The sequence below is a fragment of the Leptospira sp. WS58.C1 genome (assembly GCF_040833995.1).
Classification (GTDB): domain Bacteria; phylum Spirochaetota; class Leptospiria; order Leptospirales; family Leptospiraceae; genus Leptospira_B; species Leptospira_B cinconiae.
Genome location: NZ_CP162137.1, coordinates 3,195,576 through 3,215,809 on the forward strand (window position 1 = coordinate 3,195,576; position 20,234 = coordinate 3,215,809).

At 42.2% G+C, this 20,234-nt stretch carries 14 protein-coding genes and 1 tRNA gene; 12 read left to right on the forward strand and 3 right to left on the reverse strand.

The features are described 5' to 3' along the window. Positions 1–54: 54 nt before the first annotated feature. Positions 55–570 carry a TlpA family protein disulfide reductase gene (locus AB3N61_RS14720; protein WP_020770336.1) on the reverse strand — a complete coding sequence of 172 codons (516 nt, stop codon included), beginning with the start codon at positions 568–570 and terminating at the stop codon, positions 55–57. A gap of 18 nt (positions 571–588) precedes the next feature. Next, positions 589–1,488: a decaprenyl-phosphate phosphoribosyltransferase gene (locus AB3N61_RS14725; protein ID WP_020770334.1), complete on the reverse strand. Its 900-nt coding sequence runs from the start codon at positions 1,486–1,488 to the stop codon at positions 589–591. Positions 1,489–1,710: 222 nt separating this feature from the next. Between AB3N61_RS14725 and AB3N61_RS14730 the strand changes: the two genes are divergently transcribed. Continuing rightward, positions 1,711–1,884, forward strand: a complete 174-nt coding sequence (locus AB3N61_RS14730; protein WP_157186907.1) for a hypothetical protein — start codon at positions 1,711–1,713, stop codon at positions 1,882–1,884. A gap of 9 nt (positions 1,885–1,893) precedes the next feature. Here the strand turns inward: AB3N61_RS14730 and AB3N61_RS14735 are convergent, their stop codons facing one another. Next, positions 1,894–3,462 carry a TrkH family potassium uptake protein gene (locus AB3N61_RS14735; protein ID WP_036090172.1) on the reverse strand — a complete coding sequence of 523 codons (1,569 nt, stop codon included), beginning with the start codon at positions 3,460–3,462 and terminating at the stop codon, positions 1,894–1,896. A gap of 333 nt (positions 3,463–3,795) precedes the next feature. Here AB3N61_RS14735 and fusA point away from each other — a divergent pair, with 333 nt between their 5' ends. The 11 genes from fusA to AB3N61_RS14790 all read left to right on the forward strand — a co-directional run bounded on the left by fusA (position 3,796) and on the right by AB3N61_RS14790 (position 20,194). Next, complete coding sequence (gene fusA / locus AB3N61_RS14740) at positions 3,796–5,916, forward strand: elongation factor G (protein ID WP_020770327.1); 2,121 nt, start codon at positions 3,796–3,798, stop codon at positions 5,914–5,916. A 92-nt stretch (positions 5,917–6,008) separates the two neighbouring features. Further along, positions 6,009–6,662 (forward strand): LIC_10271 family cell wall hydrolase, encoded by a 654-nt coding sequence (locus tag AB3N61_RS14745; protein ID WP_020770356.1) that lies wholly within the window; start codon positions 6,009–6,011, stop codon positions 6,660–6,662. Between the two features lie 37 nt (positions 6,663–6,699). After that, positions 6,700–7,929 (forward strand): amidohydrolase family protein, encoded by a 1,230-nt coding sequence (locus AB3N61_RS14750; RefSeq protein WP_020770524.1) that lies wholly within the window; start codon positions 6,700–6,702, stop codon positions 7,927–7,929. A gap of 24 nt (positions 7,930–7,953) precedes the next feature. Continuing rightward, positions 7,954–9,015, forward strand: coding sequence for a cyclic nucleotide-binding domain-containing protein (locus AB3N61_RS14755; protein WP_020770381.1), 1,062 nt, complete (start codon positions 7,954–7,956; stop codon positions 9,013–9,015). After that, positions 9,016–9,657, forward strand: coding sequence for a Crp/Fnr family transcriptional regulator (locus AB3N61_RS14760; protein ID WP_020770317.1), 642 nt, complete (start codon positions 9,016–9,018; stop codon positions 9,655–9,657). It abuts the gene before it with no gap. A gap of 26 nt (positions 9,658–9,683) precedes the next feature. Further along, a tRNA-Arg gene (locus AB3N61_RS14765) sits at positions 9,684–9,760 on the forward strand. A 7-nt stretch (positions 9,761–9,767) separates the two neighbouring features. Then, positions 9,768–10,631, forward strand: a complete 864-nt coding sequence (gene prmC, locus AB3N61_RS14770) for a peptide chain release factor N(5)-glutamine methyltransferase (RefSeq protein WP_367897948.1) — start codon at positions 9,768–9,770, stop codon at positions 10,629–10,631. A gap of 298 nt (positions 10,632–10,929) precedes the next feature. Beyond that, entirely contained in the window at positions 10,930–11,454 is a 525-nt protein-coding gene (locus tag AB3N61_RS14775; RefSeq protein WP_367897949.1) for a hypothetical protein, read from the forward strand. A 31-nt stretch (positions 11,455–11,485) separates the two neighbouring features. Further along, positions 11,486–18,799: an RHS repeat-associated core domain-containing protein gene (locus tag AB3N61_RS14780; RefSeq protein ID WP_367897950.1), complete on the forward strand. Its 7,314-nt coding sequence runs from the start codon at positions 11,486–11,488 to the stop codon at positions 18,797–18,799. Positions 18,800–18,816: 17 nt separating this feature from the next. Continuing rightward, positions 18,817–19,497: a hypothetical protein gene (locus tag AB3N61_RS14785; protein ID WP_020770325.1), complete on the forward strand. Its 681-nt coding sequence runs from the start codon at positions 18,817–18,819 to the stop codon at positions 19,495–19,497. 25 nt (positions 19,498–19,522) lie between these two features. Next, positions 19,523–20,194 carry a hypothetical protein gene (locus AB3N61_RS14790; RefSeq protein ID WP_367897951.1) on the forward strand — a complete coding sequence of 224 codons (672 nt, stop codon included), beginning with the start codon at positions 19,523–19,525 and terminating at the stop codon, positions 20,192–20,194. Positions 20,195–20,234: the final 40 nt, after the last annotated feature.

Consider the following 20,234-nt stretch of genomic DNA (forward strand, 5'->3'; position numbering starts at 1 on the left):
AAATGAGAAGTCTGAAATTCAAAGTTGAGGAGAAAGACTTTCGGTTTTAAGACACTAAGGCCAGAAAATTCTTGCCCAGATCAGCCTTAGGAACATACCCAACGGGCTCATAATTCCGGATTCCGCGAATCTGACCTTTCCTTCTCCATCCAAAATATAAAAGCTAGGATATCCTCTGATCCCCCAATCTCTGAGTAACATCGGGTTTCCTACGATTACCGGAAAATTCACGGCGTGTTTTTCTAGATAGTCTTTGAGTGCCGAGGAATTTTCCCCTTCTTCCACACTGATGAATGCAAAATTATTTTGGTCTTTAAGTGTGGAGGCATACCACTTGACCAGAGGAAGATTCGTATTACAAACTCCGCACCAGGTCGCCCAAAAATATACAACTGTGGTCTTTCCTTTTATATTCGCTTTTTCTCCGATCGGAGTCCGGAATTCTTTTCCATCCAGACTCACAACAGGTTCCGTATCCAAGGCTCTAAACCAGGCCAGAAAAAAAGTCGCGGAAAGTAGAAGGGCCAACGCTCCTCCGTACTGAAATCCTGCTTTTACTTTTTTGTTCATGCCTTAGTTAGACCTAGACTATAAGTGAAAAGGCAGAGTTTGTCCGGAACCCGAATACATGATCCAAACGACGAGCAAAAGCCAAAAAAATCCCGCCACAAGGACACCCCAGTCGGTCAAAATGGCCTTAGTAGGATTATGGCCCATGTTCTTAATGTAGATAATGTATAAGGATCTAAAGATCGCATAAACTACGATCGGGATCGTATACACCATTTTATCCGTACCGAGATTTTCAATCGTATGAGGGCTTGTAACATACATAACGTAGGTTACCAAAGTCATTGTGGCAACGATTCCCATCATCAAATCCAAAAAATTAACCGAGTATTCCTCCAGGATTTTTCTGTGGCCTTTGGCTCCTTCTTCTAGGATGATAAGTTCCCCCCTTCTTTTTCCGAATCCCCAATACAGGGCCAACATGAACGTGCAGAGAAGAAGCCAAGAAGAGAAACTCACTCCTACGACGATGGAGCCTGCGATCGCTCTCACTACGAACCCGAAAGAGATACTCATTACATCTAGAATAACCATATGTTTTAAGAAACGGCTATAAACTATATTAAAGATCAGGTAACCGGCTACCCAATAGAAGAACTCCGTCTGTAATTTGAAAGATAGGACTAGAGTGACAGAAAGTAAAACCGCTGTCAGTAAAAGTGCTATAGTAGGAGAGATAGCTCCCGAGGCCAAGGGTCTATGTTTTTTTTCGGGATGAAGTGCGTCTTCCTTTCGATCCAGAAAATCATTGAGAACGTATTGGCAACTTGCGGTAAGCGAAAAGAGAAAAAACGCAAAAATCGCCCTTTCTACCGATTCCAGGTCTCCTAATTTTTTCCCGAATATGATCCCAGCAAATAGGATGATATTTTTAATCCATTGGTGGGGTCTTAAAAGTTTTATATAGGAAAATAACATTCTCTCTCCAGAAATCAGTTCGCTTTAGAGGCCAGATTGATCCTAAATAGAAGGCTTGCAAGGGAATTTTGGCTCCAAAATAGGAGGAGATTTCTCAGGTTTTGGGCGGAGGATCCACAAGAGACAAAAACAAAAAACTAGTCTAAAAGGACTAAAATCGGAAACTCACTTTTTAATTTTAAGCTTTACGATTATTCATTGTTAGCTTATTAAATTTCCACTATGCAGCACAGGAAAATCACATACAAGATCGTGGAAAGTAAAGATCCTTTGACACAAGATGCGTTCGATCCGTTAGGAGCAATTGGTTTCGAACTCATTTCGGTGGTTCATGATCTAAAAATGGATCGTTATATCTATTATTTTAAACTGGCGGAAGCTCACCAACTTTCTTAAGTAAGATTTTTATCCTACTTGGATCTTGACTCCATCGTCTTGGGCACCCAATGTCCCCAATCCGGAATGCCCGGTAAACGCAATAAGAAGAGTAAATACCCCGACTCTTCCCACATACATAATGCAAGGATACAAAAACTTTTCCACTCCGGTGATATAAGGTGTTAATCCTTTTGTTAATCCAACAGTACCGAAAGCGGACATGACCTCGAAAAATATATCTTCTATTCCATGTCTATGTCCGTTTGCGATAGTGATCACCAACATAAAGAATACGATGGATATCGTTGCTAAAAAATAGATCCGCGTAGAGATTGCGATCGAATTTTTAGAAACTTCTTCTCCCATAATTGTCACTCTTGCTTGAGGATTGATCACATTTCTCAAATACATCAAGAGAATAACAAAGGTTGTGATCTTGATACCTCCAGCTGCTCCTTGAGGACCACCTCCCACAAACATTAAAGAACAAAGAAGAACATAAGTCGGACTTCTCATCTCCGAAATATCGAATGTGTTAAATCCTGCCGTCCTGGATGATACGGAAAGGAAGAACGAGTTGAATAGTTTATCTACGAAGTTAAATTTTCCTATCGTCTCGGGATTATCCCATTCTCCCATAAGTATCCCGATGCCCCCTACATGGACTAATATTATAGTTCCATAAAGTAAAAGTTTCATCTGGATCCTGTTAGCTTCTCCTTTGAGTGCTTTTCTATAAAGAGCTAATCTTTCCTCCGCCCAGAATGACATACGAATCAAGACAAGATAGATCCAGGAAGGTTCTTTCCCTTCTTCCAACGCCTTGGACATAAGATAGGTTTCCATGACCACTTCTATCCTATGCATTACGTTCCGGAATGCTTCGAGTAACGTTTTTTCCAAGAATAAAATTACAGGAAAGCCGATCCCTCCCATAACCACCAAACTTTCCACGACCAAAAGAGAAATTGGCTCTTTGGATAAGAAGGTGAGATCGTCTACTATGGAAAATCCAGCGTTATTGAAAGCGGAAACGGAAGTGAATAAACTTAAAAAAATGCGGTTCGGTTCGCCGGGTAATCCGCTTAGATCTTCCGGCATAACCCAATACAATAAGAACGCACCCATCAATTCGATAGAAACGGATATATTCAAAATTGATAATAAGATCCTGCGGACATAAGGAGCATTTTTACTTTTTCCATCTGCAGATTCGTGGGAATCTATCGCTTCGAAAACGAATGATGCGATCCGAGTACTTCTGGAAAGTCCTCGAACTACTAAGATACCGACAAGGACCGTAAAGGTGATAATCCCCAATCCGCCGATCTGGAATAAGAACATGATGATAACTTGAGTTGAGAATGCTAACTCGCTAATGGCGACGGTGGTCAATCCGGTCACACATATTGCCGACGCAGCCATGTAGAATGAATCAGCGTAGGAGATCCTACCTTCTTCCGAAGCATAGATCATAAAGGACCCAACCAAGATCGCTCCTGCAAACGCGAGACATAGGATCCTTGCTACGGATAATAGCAAAAACGCTCTGGCGATTCGGTTTACGTTTCGTTTTAGGAACTTAAATGAGCCCATGTAAAAGGGAAAAACTCCCCTTCCAGAAACTATTTTGACCCTGGCAAACCCGGGCAATGAATTTCCTGATCTTTGAAGAGAACCCGGATCGGTTCTGAAATCGGGATAAAATTGTAATTTATATTTGATCTAAGAAAAGCTTATACAAGCCGGTATCGAAAATCTGTTAATGGAAACGATCTTTACAAACGCCCCCCTTTCAGAAAATTGGTAAGAATTAGGGTTCCTTTACCTAGGGAACCCAGTCAGATTAGTATCCACGGAAAGTTTATATTCTGCCCTACAAAGAGGGTGTAAAGGAAACCTACGTGTGAACTTTTAAAGAGGACTCTAATGAGCACTGCAGTTGCGGACTTCAAACCCACCGAAAAACTCCTAAAAACTAGGAATATCGGTATTTCCGCCCATATCGATTCAGGGAAAACCACTCTGACCGAGAGGATTCTATTCTATACTAACCGTATCCATGCCATCCACGAAGTTCGTGGTAAAGATGGAGTCGGTGCGAAAATGGACAGTATGGAATTGGAGCGCGAGAGAGGGATTACTATCCAATCCGCTGCTACCTACTGCCAGTGGAAAGGCCATACGATCAATATCATCGATACTCCGGGCCACGTGGACTTTACCGTTGAGGTAGAGCGTTCCCTACGGGTTCTAGATTCCGCTATTCTAGTTCTTTGCGGAGTTTCCGGTGTTCAATCCCAGTCCATCACTGTGGACAGACAGATGCGCCGTTATAATGTTCCTCGTGTAGCTTTTATCAATAAGCTGGACCGTACAGGTGCAAACCCTTTCCGTGTGATCGACCAATTACGTGAAAAATTAAAACATAACGCAGTTCCAGTCCAAATTCCTATCGGTCTCGAAGGAGACTTAGCAGGTATCGTTGACCTCGTTACCATGAAAGCCGTTTATTTCGAAGGAAAAGACGGAATGGAAATCATCGAAAAGGAAATTCCTGCCGAATTACAAGAACTTGCTCAGAAAAAAAGAGAAGAACTCTTGGACGCGGCTTCTATGTTCTCCGACGAATTGACCGAAGCTATGCTGGAAGGAGAGCCTACAGTAGAGCAAATCAAAACTGCGATCCGCAACGGTGCAATTTCTTTAAAACTGACCCCAGTTTTCATGGGTTCGGCTTTCAAGAACAAAGGAGTTCAAAAACTTCTGGATGGTGTTTTGGATTACCTAGCTTCACCTGTGGACGTTGTTAACTCCGCTTTGGACGTTAAAAACGAATCTGAAAAAGTAGTTCTACCGTCTGACAAAGACAAACCACTCGTTTGCCTCGCATTCAAACTCGAGGACGGACGTTACGGCCAGTTGACCTATGTTCGTGTCTACCAAGGAAAGATCCAAAAAGGTATGACCATCTATAATATGTCCAACAACAAAAAGCATAACGTTGGTCGTCTATGCCGTATGCACTCCGACGAGATGGAAGATATCGACTATGCAGAAGCGGGAGATATCATCGCATTATTCGGTATCGATTGTGCTTCCGGGGATACTTTTACCGACGGAAAGATGAACGTTTCTATGGAATCCATGTTCGTTCCAGCTCCGGTAATCTCTCTTACAATCGAGGCTAAAGAATCTAAACACTTGAACAACCTGGCAAAAGCTTTGAACCGCTTTACCAAGGAAGATCCTACGTTCCAAACTCACGTAGACCAAGAATCCGGACAAACCATCATCAAAGGGATGGGAGAACTTCACCTCGAAGTGTATATTGAAAGGATGAAAAGGGAGTACGGAGTAGAACTGATCACAGGCGCTCCTCAGGTTGCGTATCGTGAAACGATCACAAGCCGCGCAGACTTCGATTATACTCACAAAAAACAAACGGGTGGTCAAGGTCAGTTCGGTCGTGTTGCCGGATTTATCGAGCCTATCCCATTGGAAGAAGATAAAAATTACGAATTCGTAAACAGTGTCGTGGGAGGAGCAATTCCTCGCGAATTTATCTCTTCCGTAGATAAAGGATTCAGAAGTTGTTTGGATCGCGGAAGTCTGATCGGATTCCCTATCATCGGGGTAAAACTGACCATCAACGACGGTTCTTACCATGACGTGGACTCTTCCGATATGGCATTCCAGATCGCAGGGCGTTATGCATTCCGCCAAGGATTCAGCAAAGCAAATCCTCAAATTCTGGAACCGATCATGAGAGTAGAAGTAGACGGTCCTGCGGAATTCCAAGGTCCAATCCTGGCTTCCTTGAACCAAAGACGAGGAATGATCCTAAACACCACCGAGCAAGACGGATACTGCAAAGTGGAAGCGGAAGTTCCTCTTTCCGACATGTTCGGGTATTCTACTGTGATCCGTTCTTCCACCCAAGGAAAGGCGGAGTTCTCTATGGAATTCTCTCGTTATGCTCCTGTTCCAAGAAACGTAGCGGAAGAATTGATGAAAAAGTACAAACCGAACTCCAAAGACGAAGATTGATCTTCTTAGAACATCCTTCTTTTTGGAAAAAAGGGAGCCGATCCGGCTCCCTTTTCTTTTTGGAGGTGAAAGAATTGCCGATAATTTAGAGTATGCGGGAGCCATATTTCATTCGTCTGATATGTTTCGGAATGATACTCATTTCTTTTCCTTTCCAAATCGATCCCGCAGGAACTCCCATAAAGGTCCATACTGTCCAACCGAAGGAAACAGCATTTTCCATTTCCCAAAAGTATAAATTGGATTGGAGAATGTTATTAGAATGGAACGGTAAAAAAGAGAACGAAGGTCTGAAAGCGGGAGAAAAATTGAAAATCCCTCAAAACCTATCTTATTCTTCTCGGGTCGAAAAACAACTACCGGAGAACGTACCTTCTTCCGGAACCCCTAAGTTCCATGCCCCTCTAAAAGTGCTTCCCCCTGTTTCACTTCCTTATTCCAATCTAACTTATTATCCGAACAAAGGAGTTCTATTTAAGGCAAGCAGACATAAGGATGTACATCCGATCCGGTCCGGTAAGGTAGTTGTACTGGACCAAATGGACGGTTATAGGAAATATATTATTTTAGAGCATAAAGGCGGATATTCCAGCGTATATGCAAATCTGAGATCCGTTTCAGTCAAAGAAGGGGAAACGGTAAAACTCGGAGATTCCTTAGGAGAATTGGAGGAAGGTAAAGGACTTTACTTTCAGATCAACCAAGGAACCAAGGCTGTGGATCCAATCCCACTTTTAAATCACTGATCTTCGGCAATTAAGTATATTAGGTTTTTGCAATTAAATGGAATGGGAAATCGTAAATTCTAAAGCCGTTACTCCACAAGGAGTGCTCGAGAATGCTACCATCCGCATTAATGACGGACGGATCTCTTCTATCTCCGCCGGAGTACCGAAAGACATTTTACCCATCCGCATCAACTTAAGAGGCAATTTTGTTTATCCCGGACTGATCAATGCTCACGATCATCTTCTTGGCACTTATCTTCCTAAAGTCGGGACCAACCGCCCTTATTTGAATTGGCTTCCCTGGGACAACGATCTGAAATCTTCCGTTGTTTACGCGGAGAGGCAACAATTAGAACCTGAACAACTTTATCTATTAGGTTCTTATAAAAATCTGATCAGCGGGGTGACTTCCGTTTTGGATCATATTCCCCATTTTGTCCAAAAACCTTTTTTGGAAAAATCTCCGGTCCGTATTTTAGAAAGATTTACTCTGGCTCATAGTATTTGTTCTTATTCTCTCGGCTGGGGGGACGGTCCTCAGATAGAATACGCAAGGGCAAAGGAAGGGAATCTTCCCTTTGTAACCCATATCTCGGAAGGATTCGACGAAGAATCCAAAAACGCTCTGAAAGAATTGAACTCTCTCGGCTGTTTGGGAGAAAATACTGTACTTGTTCATGGGATCGCATTCGATCCGGAAGATATCAAATTAGTTTCCAAAACTAAGGCAAACTTGGTTTGGTGCCCTGAATCCAATTTATTTATGTTCGGAAAAACCGCACCTATCCGGGAAATCCTGGAGGCCGGGATCAATGTAAGTTTAGGCACGGATTCTCCAATGTCCGGGTCCATAAATATTTTCCAAGAAATCAGATCCGCAAGGGAATTTTTTGCCAAAGAATCCGGAAAAGAATTGGATCCTAAAATTGTTTTTAAGATGGTCACTGAAAATCCGGCAAAGGCTCTTCGAGTAGAGAACGATCTGGGGAAATTGGAAGTCGGAAAAAAAGCGGATCTTTTAGTCCTTTCTTCCGAAAAAGAAGACGCATACCAAACTCTTTGCACAGCGGATCTTAATACCGTACGTTTGGTAGTGAAAGATGGGAAACCTTCCTATGGCGACCTTTCTTTGAAAGATTTTTTTGAAGAAACTGGCGTGACAGGGCGCGAAATTAAGATCGCCGGAACCGATAAATACCTTGCAGGAGACCCCCTAGGGTTGCTAGAATCGGTCACCCGGGCCCTTGGTTACAAAAAGGATTTGGCATTTTTTCCTGTCGGGTAAGATTTAGAGAAGAAGGTAACGGTCTTGGCTGGGCCCATAATCCGAACTTATAAAGGCGGCTCCATTATTTACTTCGAGAAAGATCGATCGGAGGATATTTACGTCCTCAGACAAGGTCGTGTCGTTCTCACGTACACCGCAATCGATTCCGGTTACGAGGTCAAAGAAGACGTACGACTGGGAGAGTTTTTCGGAGTTAAATCCGCACTTGGAAAATACCCCAGGGAAGAAACCGCTCAGGTAGTGGGCGGAGCCACTGTCCTAGTTTTCAAACTTTCAGACTTTGAAACATTCGTAGCCGAAAAAACCCATCTGATCCTAAAGATGATGAAGGTTTTCTCCAGCCAATTGCGACTGGTTCACAAAAAATTAAGAGAGATCTTAGGTCAGGCAGAAGCAAGAAATCCTGCATTCGAGCTTATGAACGTAGCCGAAGTATTTTATAAAAATAATAACTTCGAACACGCTGCTTATGGATTCGCAAAATATCTAGAACATTACCCGAGTGGGCCGTATGCGGGAAGAGCCACAGAGCTGCAAGATCTGGCAAGAAAGGGAACACCCTACCCTATCAATATGCCTCCGTTAGTTTACGATGCTGCTTCCACCAGGGCGCCGATGTCCCAAGAAAATCTGCAAAATATCATGAAGCCTGCAGCGGAAAAAACGAATCTGGGTGCCGGCACGGATAATACGATCACTTCTCTTTATAACCGGGCTCATACTTTCCTAAACGTAGGAAAATTCGAAGAGGCAGCCGGTATATTCAAGGACCTAATGGTTCGCACGGATTTTAAGTACGATAGCGAAAAGAAACTCGTAGACAATGCACTTTTCCAAATGGGGGTTTGTTTCTTAAAGCTGAATAGTTTGGATACTGCTAGCAATACTTTCTCCGCTTATATCAAAAAACATCCATCCGGGGAATCGGTAAAAGAGTCTTTATTTCATTTGGCAGAGATCGCTGAACAACAGGGGGACCGCCAGAGAGCAGGAATGTTATTCGGCAAGGTAGCATTACTTCCTCCGGAAAGAGATAGTCTTTCGCAGAAGGCTCGCCAAAAAGCTAAGGAGCTGAGCGCCTAAATGGATTTAATGCTCGAGTCGATGTTCTCAAAGTTCGGAAAAACTTTCGAACCGAACCAGATCATATTCTGCGAAAACGAACCGGGAAACGATTTTTTTCTGATCCAAGCTGGGAAAGTAAAGATCACTAAAACTGTTGGAAATTCCATCAAAACCTTAGATATCTTGGAACAAGGAGATATCTTCGGAGAGATGGCGATCTTAGAAGAACAACCCAGAAGTGCGACTGCAATAGCGATTTCCGAAGTGAGAGTTCTTAACTTCAATAGAGCGAACTTCGAATTATTGATGACTAAGAACCCAACTCTTGCGCTCAAGATCCTCACAATCTTTTCCGTGAGAATTTACGACGCAAAACGAAGATTGCTTATCCTATTGCTGGACGATATCATCGGAAAAGTTGCCGACGTTTTCTTGATGTTGTATGAAAAGATGCATACACATACTGAATTCAAAGAAGTCGTTCTCAATGTTACGGTAGAGGACGTGGCAGATTGGTGCGCCCAACCGGTGGGAGAAGTCCAAAAAGTAGTGAACCAATTCGCGAAAAGCGGCAAAATCGAGATCTACTCCGACAAAATCGTAATTCACAATATTAACGACTTCCAGAGAATAGTCTCCCAGAAGCGCAAACCTTCTTAACCGAATACCCGCGTTCTAAAGATAAAGGTCCCGTAGCTCAGGTGGACAGAGCAGAAGTTTCCTAAACTTTTGGTCGGAGGTTCGAATCCTCTCGGGGCCACCATCAAATCATGGCAGAATCCCAAGACAACGTTTTGAATCTACTCAAGAAATCGGAAGAATTCTTAAAAAAGAAAAACATACCTTCCGCAAGATTGGACGCGGAAATATTGCTCGCCGACCTGCTTAAGATCCAAAGGGTCAAACTTTATGTGGATTTCGAAAGACCGCTTTCCTTATCCGAAAAAGACGAATATAGAGAAAGGATTGTCCAAAGATCCAAATTCAAACCCACGGCTTATATCATAGGAAGGAAGGCATTCTTCGATTCAGAATTCCATGTAAACGAGTCTGTTTTGATCCCAAGGCCTGAAACGGAAGAATTAGTCGCCTGGGTATTAGAAGAATATCCGAATAAGGAAGACAGTTTAGATGTACTGGACCTTTGTTCGGGTAGCGGATGTATCGGGATCAGCCTAGCCAAGGCCAGAAAAGAATGGAACGTATCTTTCACGGACTCTTCCGAATCCGCATTAGAGATCAACAAAAAGAATATTCAAGAAATATTAAATACGGACAGAAGTTTCGAACTTTATCATGGAGATCTGCTCTCCCCTATCCCAAACGAGACCAAATTCGATCTGGTCGTTTCCAACCCGCCTTATATCCCTGAAGCTGATAAACCCAACATCATGCCGGATGTCGCAGAGTATGAGCCGCACCTTGCTCTATTCGTATCCGATTTCCAAGGATTCCATACAAAAATTTTAACGGAAGCAAAGTCCAAACTTAAACCGCAAGGCAGATTGTATCTGGAAACACATCCGCGCTATTCAAACTGGCTGAAAGATACTGCATTATCTCTCGGCTACTCCGAGGCAGATCTCAAAAAGGATCTTTCCGGTAGAGATAGTTTTGTTAGATTAAAGATTTAGAATATACTATCTGTCCTATTCATTAACAAGATAATAGGATTCCGGCAAACTTTCATTTCCAAAATAACAGTATAACGGCCGTTACAACGAGAGATTTCAGATAAATTTTCAAATTTATCTCAATTGGGATATTGTTTCATTCCAACATCTTACGGAATGAATTTTCCGCAAAAAATAAAAAAGAACATAATTTATAAATTTATATTGCCTTATTATAATTTTTTGACTTTTTTTTGTCTTTACCACTGTGTTAGTCGAATATAAGCATAAAATAAAGCTAATTTAAATAAGGTAAGATATGAAAAAGATAACCCTAAGTATCACCCTGATATCATTCTTCTTTATCGCCTGTCCTGGTGAAAAGGAAGATACTCCCATCGATCCTACATTTCTGGGAGCTATTCTTCCAAGAATTGCAGCGGCTTCTTATCCTTCCGTTCCAGCTACCGGCTGTAGCGATCCGAACAATACTCCCACACTTGTCCCAAATGTGGAAACCCGAGTGGATAATCCTGTCCCTGGAACCTATTACTTTTTCATTGTACAAGGAAACGAAATTCCAAACCAAATTGGGGGAGGATACAGCCTTACCATCCAGACTTACGCGGCGCCTATTGATTTGTATATAGCCTATATATCTCGACCGGTAACTACCTTTGAGCTCTTGTTCCAGAAAGAATTTTTTGAGAACCAAGGGTTTCCCATCTCTGGGGTTAATCAGGACAGTTTTTATGCAAGTATGGAGGTCGGCGATTATCGCTGCTTTATCATTTACCGACCTCCGGGAAATGGGGGGTCTTTCGGCCTCCTCATTGAAGACTAAACCTACCTAAAATACGAATCGAGGTACTAATATGCGAATCATCTCAGCTCTAGCTATGCCAAAATCTTTGTTCTCTTTTAAAAAAAAGGGATATTTTCCTTTCATTCATTCAAAAGGTAAATCCTATTTCGGATTAGTTCTAGCTTGTATGCTCGCGTTAGGCGCTTTTTGGAGTGCTCCGAAAGAATCCGGGGTTCCATTTCCTTTGCCGGAAGTCCAGGTTGCCCCGGATGGAAGGGCGGTGACTTCTATCGGGATCCCTGTTCCACCCGGACCGGCAAAATTTGTACCTTCTATTTCACTCTCTTATGATTCTCAAATGGGCAATGGATTTTTAGGAATGGGTTGGAGTTTAGGCGGATTCGGGCAGATCAAAAGGGATTCTACCTTTGGATCCTTTACCTATACCTCTGCGGATCATTTTATTTCCACAGAAGATGGAGAATTAGAGGCATTAACCGTATCACAAGGCGGGGGCTATCACGCTAAAAGAGAAACATTTAGAAAATACACGCCCATTGCAGGATGTGGTGATGTATGCTCTTGGTCCGTCAAAGAAGGGAACGGTACTACCAGTTATTACGGAGAACTTAACGGAACTTCCGCCTATAATTCTAGAGTTGTGAACGCGTCCAACCAAGCAAATGTATGGGGCCTCAACAGGATCGTAGATAAAAATGGAAATACGATCGAAATCTTATATCATCCCCAATCCCAAACGGACGGAGTACTTTATCCTCAATATATAAGGTATAATGGAGGCGCTTCCGAAATCGAATTTGTATGGATAGCTCGTGCAGATTGGGTACGATCCTGGATTGGAGGATCTAGTGTAACCCAAACAAGGCTTTTAGATGAGATAATAACAAGATTCCAAAGTTCGGAAACGGATTCTTGGGAGTTTAGTTATGGAACGGATGCGAGCAATCGTAGGATTTTAACTAGTATAGAAAGAGATAAATTCGCCCCACTTACATTGACGTATAATATGGGAACTCTGGATCTCTCCCAAACCCCTGCCGTTGTACAAAGATCAAGCGCTATCCCAATCAATGCAAAATTAAAATATTCCGATTTAGGTGCCTGCCTTTCACATTTTACCACCTGCGCAATGACAATGTTTGGAGCTAATCCTGTCGCCGCAATCATGTGTGCGTTAGGGCATATACAGCTTGGAAACGATTGTGCAGATGGAATTTCCTCTAATATAGGATTTTTCGGAGATGTGAATGGGGATAAAATTTTAGATTACATTCGAATTGTTGAATATGATTTCGAGAGGCCTTATATTGGGATAGGTGGAATTGCAATAGACAATACAATGTTAGAATACCGCACTGCGAAAATTTGGGTCCAGTTCGGAAAAAAAGATAATGCTGGCGTTACTAGTTTAGAAACCGCAGAAAATTTGACTTTAAAAACCAATCCATTCCGATTTACGGATGGAACCCAGGCCTTCCCAGCAGATGTAGACGGCAATGGAATGGCGGATATCGTATTTATCGAAGACTATGGATCTAAACTAAAAGTATATTTGTCCACAGGTACAGGATTTAGCGTACAAGAAACAAACGTAACCTCCACCAATCCAAAACCTGCAGGAGGAGGAGCGATTATTAAATATCTATCTCCGGACAGAAGAACCTACAATCATCTTGCGGATCTGAACGGGGATGGTCGTACCGATTTTATCCAATACAATCCTGCCGATTCAAAAACTTATGTTTATTATTCTACTGGAACCGGTTTTGACGGAGGAAGAGCAATTACGGGGATTACGGATTACGGAGTCACTAACCAGATGTTTGTAGATTTGGACGGAAACGGGATCCCTGATTTTATCACCTATGATCGGATAGATAACGATACTGCACGAAGGATGGTATATACATTATTCGGAGAAAACCAAACCGTATTGTATAACGGTAGCCTTACCTTAGGAACGGAAGGTAAGTTCGATAATTTCTACTTCTCCGATCTGAATTCCGACGGCCTCCAGGATTTAGCCGTTGTTCTTCCTCTGGGAGATATTAATACCTCCACAAAGGGAACATTAAAAACTTATTATTTTGATAGTAAAGAATTCGGAAATCCGCAGGTCTTTCCGCTCTATGATCTAAGATACAAAGAAGATACAAATAAATTTAAATCGGCAGTAGTTGCAGATCCTTACGAATTGGACTTACGCAGGGATGTGGGTCCGGGAGACGTTCTGTATCTTTCAGGAGGTCGATTAGAATTATTATTTCATGATAATGCTTCTTCCTATGATATCGATCTTTTCCTTTCTCTTGAAAATCCGGATCCGCCCACTGATGCGGAGGGGAATCCCATACCGATGCAAGGAGTGGGTCAATATGATGCCGAGTCGATCCTTAGAGATATAGATAAGGATGGTGCGAATGATACACTTTGGGTGCGAGTATTCGTAGATGGAGACGCTATTACGGATATTACCCTAATGATCAAATATTCCACAGGACCTTCCGAGCCGGTAGCTTACGATCTAGACTGGGGAAAATTACAATCGTATGCTTCTATGGATCCGAACGCTGCGAATTGGCCGGCACTTAGCCAGTCTACTTACGACTCTTGGAGAATGGGAATTTTCTTCGCTGATTATAACGGTGACGGAAGAAACGACACAATCTGGTGCGACGGTTCTAATATTCGTGTAGCTTATTCTAAACCGAATGGGACGGGAGGACTTTCCTTTGCACAATACGGAGATATTTCCCCAATTCCTTCTTCGTTCCTAAACCAAGCAGCGGATTTAAACGGAGACACAAGAGCTGATTTGATCTCGATAGAATCTGCCTTAGCGCTCTTGGAATATCCGGCGAACCTCACACATATCAGAAGTAATGTTCCGTTCGCAGGAACCGGAAATATTACATTCACAAATACACCCGTCTCCCTTCCTGCGGGGACCCTAGCTTCGATTTCCACGTCCAAGGGAACTAGAGTGGATATCACATACGATTGGGAAGCAAAACTTCCGGAAACGAAGATCGCTAGTTCGGTTTTCCCATCCATTGCCTTCCCCGTACCTAAATATGTAACAACAAAAGTGCTGCAGACATTCCCTAATGCGAGTCAATCCAGTACAGAGTTTACCTATAACCAACACAGATTTTACAACGGAACCAGAAACGTTAGACGTGACCTTGGATATTCGAGCGTAAAACAAGTAAATAAGCTTGGAAATCTAATTATCAACGGAAAAGAAGACTTTTATTTCCAAGGAGTCGATTTTTACACGGATGGACTTGTTTCCAGAACAGTGGAATCTTCCAGAGGACAAACAGTAAGAGATACCACTTATACTTGTACTTCAAATCTTTCTTTCTTCTCTACTAATTTCGGAAGATGTACGGATTCCGTATCAACCGTGTACGTAAACGGAAGCCCTCATTTTACTATTACCGGATCCATTATATACGATCCATATGGAAACGTAAGACAAAGAACTACCACATTGCCTGGTTATACTCTTACAGAAGATATCCAATACTTAAACGATAACCTTCTTTGGAATCTCGGAATGGAGATCGTTTTCACTAGAAGAGTAAACGGAGTAAAAGTGGAAGATCGGGCCCTCACATACGTGGATAATAAGAATATAAGCTCAATCCAAACCTTTCCGGGAACTACTGAAGCAAACTACGCCGCATATTTCTATGATACTTACGGAAATGTAATAGAGACCAGAGACGGATTCAATCGAAGTACTTTTTACGAGTATGATACTGCTTCCAATAGTTATTTGATCAAAGCGACAAATCCACTTCTTCATGTCACCGAATACGTCTATGATATTCCGAAGGGACTTCTTCTGGAGGAAAAAACTCCGAATGGACAATCAGTAGTCCGAGAATACGACGATTTTGGAAGGATGGTTCAGATCATCCAACCGGGTGAGACGGAAGATTGGACAGAAAGATATTTATATGAAGGAACCGGAGGACTGAACCCTACTTTGACCCGAGTCGTAAAAGACAGTGTGAACGGAGAAGTACAGACCAAACAATATTTCGATTCTATGGGAAGAGTAATACGCGAAGAGACGACTCTATCTCAAGGAAAAATTCTCGCAAGTTTAACGGAATACGATGCTTATGGTGCAGTAAAAAGAAAATCTTCTCCCTATCTGCAAGGTCTCACTAGTCCCATCTACTCGGAATATACGTATGACGCGAACGGAAATTTGATCAAAATCACGAATCCGGACGGTACTTATTCCGAAATCACCGCAGTACCTGACGGGAGTAATGGAAATCTAACGACTACGAATACTATGTTCTCCGCCGCAGGAGTGCAGGTTTCCACCGCTACAGTGGTAACTGATTCGAGTAAGAGGATACTTTCTAAGAATTCGAACGGGCTTTTGACAAGTTACGGTTACGATTCTGCAGGAAGACAAAATCGTATCACGGACCCGGCCGGTAATCTATCCACGCTTACCTTCTATCCTTCCGGAAGACGAAGAACGTTTACGGACCAAAATTCGGGCACTACGAATTATGAATATGATACTGTTGGAAATGTTACTAGAGTTAGAACAGCTTCTGGAAAAAATATAGATCGTACTTACGATGCATTGAATCGACTTTTAACCGTTACCGGGGGAGTCGGAACAAATATCAGCTATACTTACGATTTAGGAACAAACGGAATCGGGAGACTTTCCAATGTAGTCGACCCTACCGGAAGTACTGCATTCGAATATTCCGAATCGGGTGATATCGTACGAACCACGAAGACGGTGGACTCTCTTACTTTCGTATTAGAAAGAGAATATGATAATCTTCACAGGCCTGTTTCCACTCGTTACCCGGATGGTTCCATTGTTCGGAATAAGTATGAGCTCGGTGGATATTTATCCCAAGTGGCAATGGATGTTCCGGACTGGAGCAGTTTAAATCACCCGGTAGTTTCCTATGTGGGACCTGGGTTCAGTTCCGATGGAAATTTAGTAGTAACAAGAACGACCGGAAACGGAGTAATCACCGAAATTTCGGTAGATCCTGTCCATCTCAGAACTTCGGGATATAAAACTACTCTAAAAAACGGCACAGTTCGCCAATCCGTTAAAGTAAACTACGACGATATCGGAAATATTACAAAAATTGAAAACTTGGCCTTCCCATCCGAAACCCAAGATTTCACATACGATACTAATCACAGACTTATTTCCGCTACCGGAAGTTTTGGAACGGAAAATTATACTTACGATCCTTCCGGAAACATGACCGCAAAAGCGGATAAAACATTATCTTACTCCGATGCGAACCATGTAAACGCAGTCACTTCGGTCACTTCCCCTTCACTTGGAACTATGACGTACTCCTACGACACGGACGGAAACATGGTGTCAAGAAACGGGGATACTCTTATCTACGATGCGTATGGAACCTTAAAAGAGGTACAAACCTATGGAGGTCAGAATTATAAGATGTATACTGACTTCACGGGAGCTCGTGTTAAAAAAAGAAGCGAAAACGACAATGTGGATATATATACGGTATTCGGGATCTATGAATTACAGAGAGTCCCAAGCCAACCGGATAAACATACTCTTTATATACATGGAGCGAAAGGAGAAACTGTTTCACAGCTAACTCGCACGGATGCGGTACTTGTAGCCGCAAGCGAACCTGACACCGGCATGTTATACGCCATTCTCCCATTTTTGAAAAATGGAGGAGCTGTACTTAAGATTGGAACGATGGAAACCATTGCAGTTTTATTCTCCCCTGAAATGTGGACAAAGGTATGTATGGGAAGTCTAGGAATCATCCTCCTAGGTTGGACCTTATTTACTATTTTCCAAAAAGTATCCATACGAGAGGAAAACTCTTGGGCATTACCATTCGCTCCAATCCTTGTTACTGCGATACTCATCCAAAGCGGTTGCGGAATTATACCTACCGGAGGATCAGGGACAGCTCCTTGGGTTGCGGGAGCCGCTGCAATTGCGGCTGATGTACCAAGTGTAAATTCGCCAAATCCGACTGCACCCGGAGGATTTACAAACGTTCCTGTACCAGGCATGTATTTCTATCATGCGGACCAATTGGGAAGTTTAACGCTGCTCACTGACGGAGCAGGGCTTGCTGCGAGCGGTGGGGAAATGCCTGGAACAAGTAATATTAAATACAAACCGTACGGTGAAATTGATAGAGCGAACTCGGCTGGACCGGATATATCCGCTAGAAAATATGCGGGGCAACTAGAGGACCGAGAGACGGGTCTCTATTTCTCAGGCGCAAGATATTACGATCCGGAAACAGGAAGATTCTTACAAGCGGATAGTCAACTGAATCCGGAAACGATGGGACTCAACCGTTACATGTATGTGAACGGGAACCCAATCTCCTACCGAGATCCAGGCGGGCATAACGCAATAGTAGCCGCATTCAATGATCTATGTGCTGCCATTTTCGGAAGCACAAAAGGTGCTCAACTTGCATTCCAATACTACGTGCAACAATCCAATGATCCTGTTCTGAAGATCCTTGCAGGTTTCTATCAAAAAGTAGAAGAAAAAAGAATGATCCGCAGAATGAGAGACACGCAGATCTTTAAGACGGTAGTTGCAGCGGTTGTGGCTGTGGCTTTAATCGTAGCGACATGGGGAGCAGCAACTCCTGCTGTCGTTACAGCTGAAGGAGTCGTCACAGGGGGTTCATTGCTTGGAAATGGACTCGCCTCGATTGGATTATCTTCAGGTTGGACTTCAGGAATCGTTTCTTTTGCAGCCAACCTAGGGGCGTCTGCGGCTGGGTACGCTATTGGGTCCTCTGCAGGATATATTGTAGGGGGATATACTGGAACTGGAGGACGTTGGAATGAATCTACAGCCATTCGAGGAGCACAGCTTGGGGGAGGAATTGGATCTGCAATTACACCATTCGCAGCAGGGAAGCTCGGATTGGAGTTTATGCCAAAAGGTTTATCAAATTCCACTGAATTCAAATCGAGCAATTTTGAATATTTTGAACAATCGTTAGGAAAATTCGGCTACGGAATGGATGCAACAATTTCCGGTGGAATGAATGCTGGAAGGTTTTTAGGAAGAACGTTCGGAGAATTTGCCACCAAGTCTGCATTAAATTGGGCGGCAACAACTCTTCTCGGAGGATTTGTAAATTTTACATGGAGCAACTGGGACTTTAGTGGGTACAATTTAAAAGAATCCATGAATCGTAGAAACTCAGAACCTGAATTTATGGCGAGCGGCTTTTTTAAAGTAAGCGGGGATGCTTGGGGGGCAATTGGATCAGGAATTTACGCCGGAACCGGTTTCAATGAAGTTTTGAATTCATTCTTTTATGGTTTGTAAAACAGTTGGAAGTTAACATGAAATTTCATTCGAAACAAAGTTTAATTTTAGCTAATATATTTATGGTAGTCTTTCTCGGGACTACAGATTGTTCTTCTAGAATTTCACTTGTATACAATCGCCTCCCTAAAATGGACTCCTCTTCGGAACACGGAAGACTTGAAATTTCGTTAGAAAATAAAGAAAGGAATAAAGTAAAGTCTATTTACATTTGGTATTTTGCCCTATTCGATAAGGAAATTGTTGAAGTCGCAGCAAACAAAGTAAAAAATATTCAAACTCATGAAGGCAACCTTTATACAGGTTTGCCTTACGAAATAAAACTCCCAACTGGTGAATACTATGCTCGACTTGAAGCTTTAGACGTTCCAGCAGAAGACCACGATTTAACGTTTCCGTTCAGTGCGCTTTTTGGTTATTATCTTGATTTGAAAAAAGAGCAGAAGATAGCAATTGAATCAAATTATTCTACCTCTAATTGCTCTATTGATAAGAAATTTCTGCATCAATGTAGCAAAATCATAATCAAGAAAGATACGATAACAAAAATAATCATCCGAGTCCAAAAAGAAGTTCCGATTAAAACTGAATTAGGTATGGGAGTTATGAATACGACCCAACTCCCAATCCCCTACCCTCGTGCTGTCTATATACAAGAATCCCCTGAAGTCCTCATAGAAGTGCAAAATCCGAAATGAAGAAAGAATCAAGGTGTTTACTAAAATGAAAGTGGTCTCTAAACACTTAGCCTATACAAGTCTTTGTGTGTTCTCTTTTCTCTCCTTTTTAGATTGTTCATCAAAGATTTCACTTTGGAAAGAAAGAGAACGTCCTATTGATTCAAACCCAGATAGAGGTACTGTTGAAATCTTACTACAGAATGAAGAGAATCTAAAAGTAGAAGCCACCAATATTATGCTTTTTATGCATATTTACGAAGGCGATTCTATTAAAAAATACAAGGATCATCCGTTAGACTTCCAATACCATAGGGGCGTACTTTTGGTAAATGAACCTTATGAATTTAAAGTAGCGCCTGGCGAATATTTTGCATCGGCTCTAGGAGGTTATATTAAGGGTGAACGAGACGATCTTCTCTTTAAGTTTAAGGTATTATTTGGCTATGACTATGACTTAACAAAAAAAGAAGATCAAATCTATTTAACTAATTTTAATGCATCCGATTGTATTACCCCCAAACACACTGAACATCGTTGTGCAAAGATCATCGTAAAGAAAGACCAGAAAACAAAAATTATCATACGAGCCCAGAAAGATACATTAGTAGAGAGTGGGTTTACTATCGGGCAGCTCCAAGGTGGGTTCCCATTTCCTCAGCGTATAGGAAGGCGCGAAACTCCCGAAGTTCTCATTGAGGTCCAAAATCCGAAATGAGAAATTTATTAAAACATAAAATACAAATTTTAGAAACCAG

Bases quoted from the DNA above. Each gene is read 5' to 3' on its own strand.
- fusA (WP_020770327.1), top strand. From the start codon at position 3,796: ATGAGCACTGCAGTTGCGGACTTCAAACCCACCGAAAAACTCCTAAAA.
- AB3N61_RS14730 (WP_157186907.1), top strand. From the start codon at position 1,711: ATGCAGCACAGGAAAATCACATACAAGATCGTGGAAAGTAAAGATCCT.
- AB3N61_RS14735 (WP_036090172.1), bottom strand. From the start codon at position 3,462: ATGGGCTCATTTAAGTTCCTAAAACGAAACGTAAACCGAATCGCCAGA.
- AB3N61_RS14745 (WP_020770356.1), top strand. From the start codon at position 6,009: ATGCGGGAGCCATATTTCATTCGTCTGATATGTTTCGGAATGATACTC.
- prmC (WP_367897948.1), top strand. From the start codon at position 9,768: ATGGCAGAATCCCAAGACAACGTTTTGAATCTACTCAAGAAATCGGAA.
- AB3N61_RS14775 (WP_367897949.1), top strand. From the start codon at position 10,930: ATGAAAAAGATAACCCTAAGTATCACCCTGATATCATTCTTCTTTATC.
- AB3N61_RS14750 (WP_020770524.1), top strand. From the start codon at position 6,700: ATGGAATGGGAAATCGTAAATTCTAAAGCCGTTACTCCACAAGGAGTG.
- AB3N61_RS14725 (WP_020770334.1), bottom strand. From the start codon at position 1,488: ATGTTATTTTCCTATATAAAACTTTTAAGACCCCACCAATGGATTAAA.
- AB3N61_RS14790 (WP_367897951.1), top strand. From the start codon at position 19,523: ATGAAAGTGGTCTCTAAACACTTAGCCTATACAAGTCTTTGTGTGTTC.
- AB3N61_RS14785 (WP_020770325.1), top strand. From the start codon at position 18,817: ATGAAATTTCATTCGAAACAAAGTTTAATTTTAGCTAATATATTTATG.
- AB3N61_RS14720 (WP_020770336.1), bottom strand. From the start codon at position 570: ATGAACAAAAAAGTAAAAGCAGGATTTCAGTACGGAGGAGCGTTGGCC.
- AB3N61_RS14760 (WP_020770317.1), top strand. From the start codon at position 9,016: ATGGATTTAATGCTCGAGTCGATGTTCTCAAAGTTCGGAAAAACTTTC.
- AB3N61_RS14780 (WP_367897950.1), top strand. From the start codon at position 11,486: ATGCGAATCATCTCAGCTCTAGCTATGCCAAAATCTTTGTTCTCTTTT.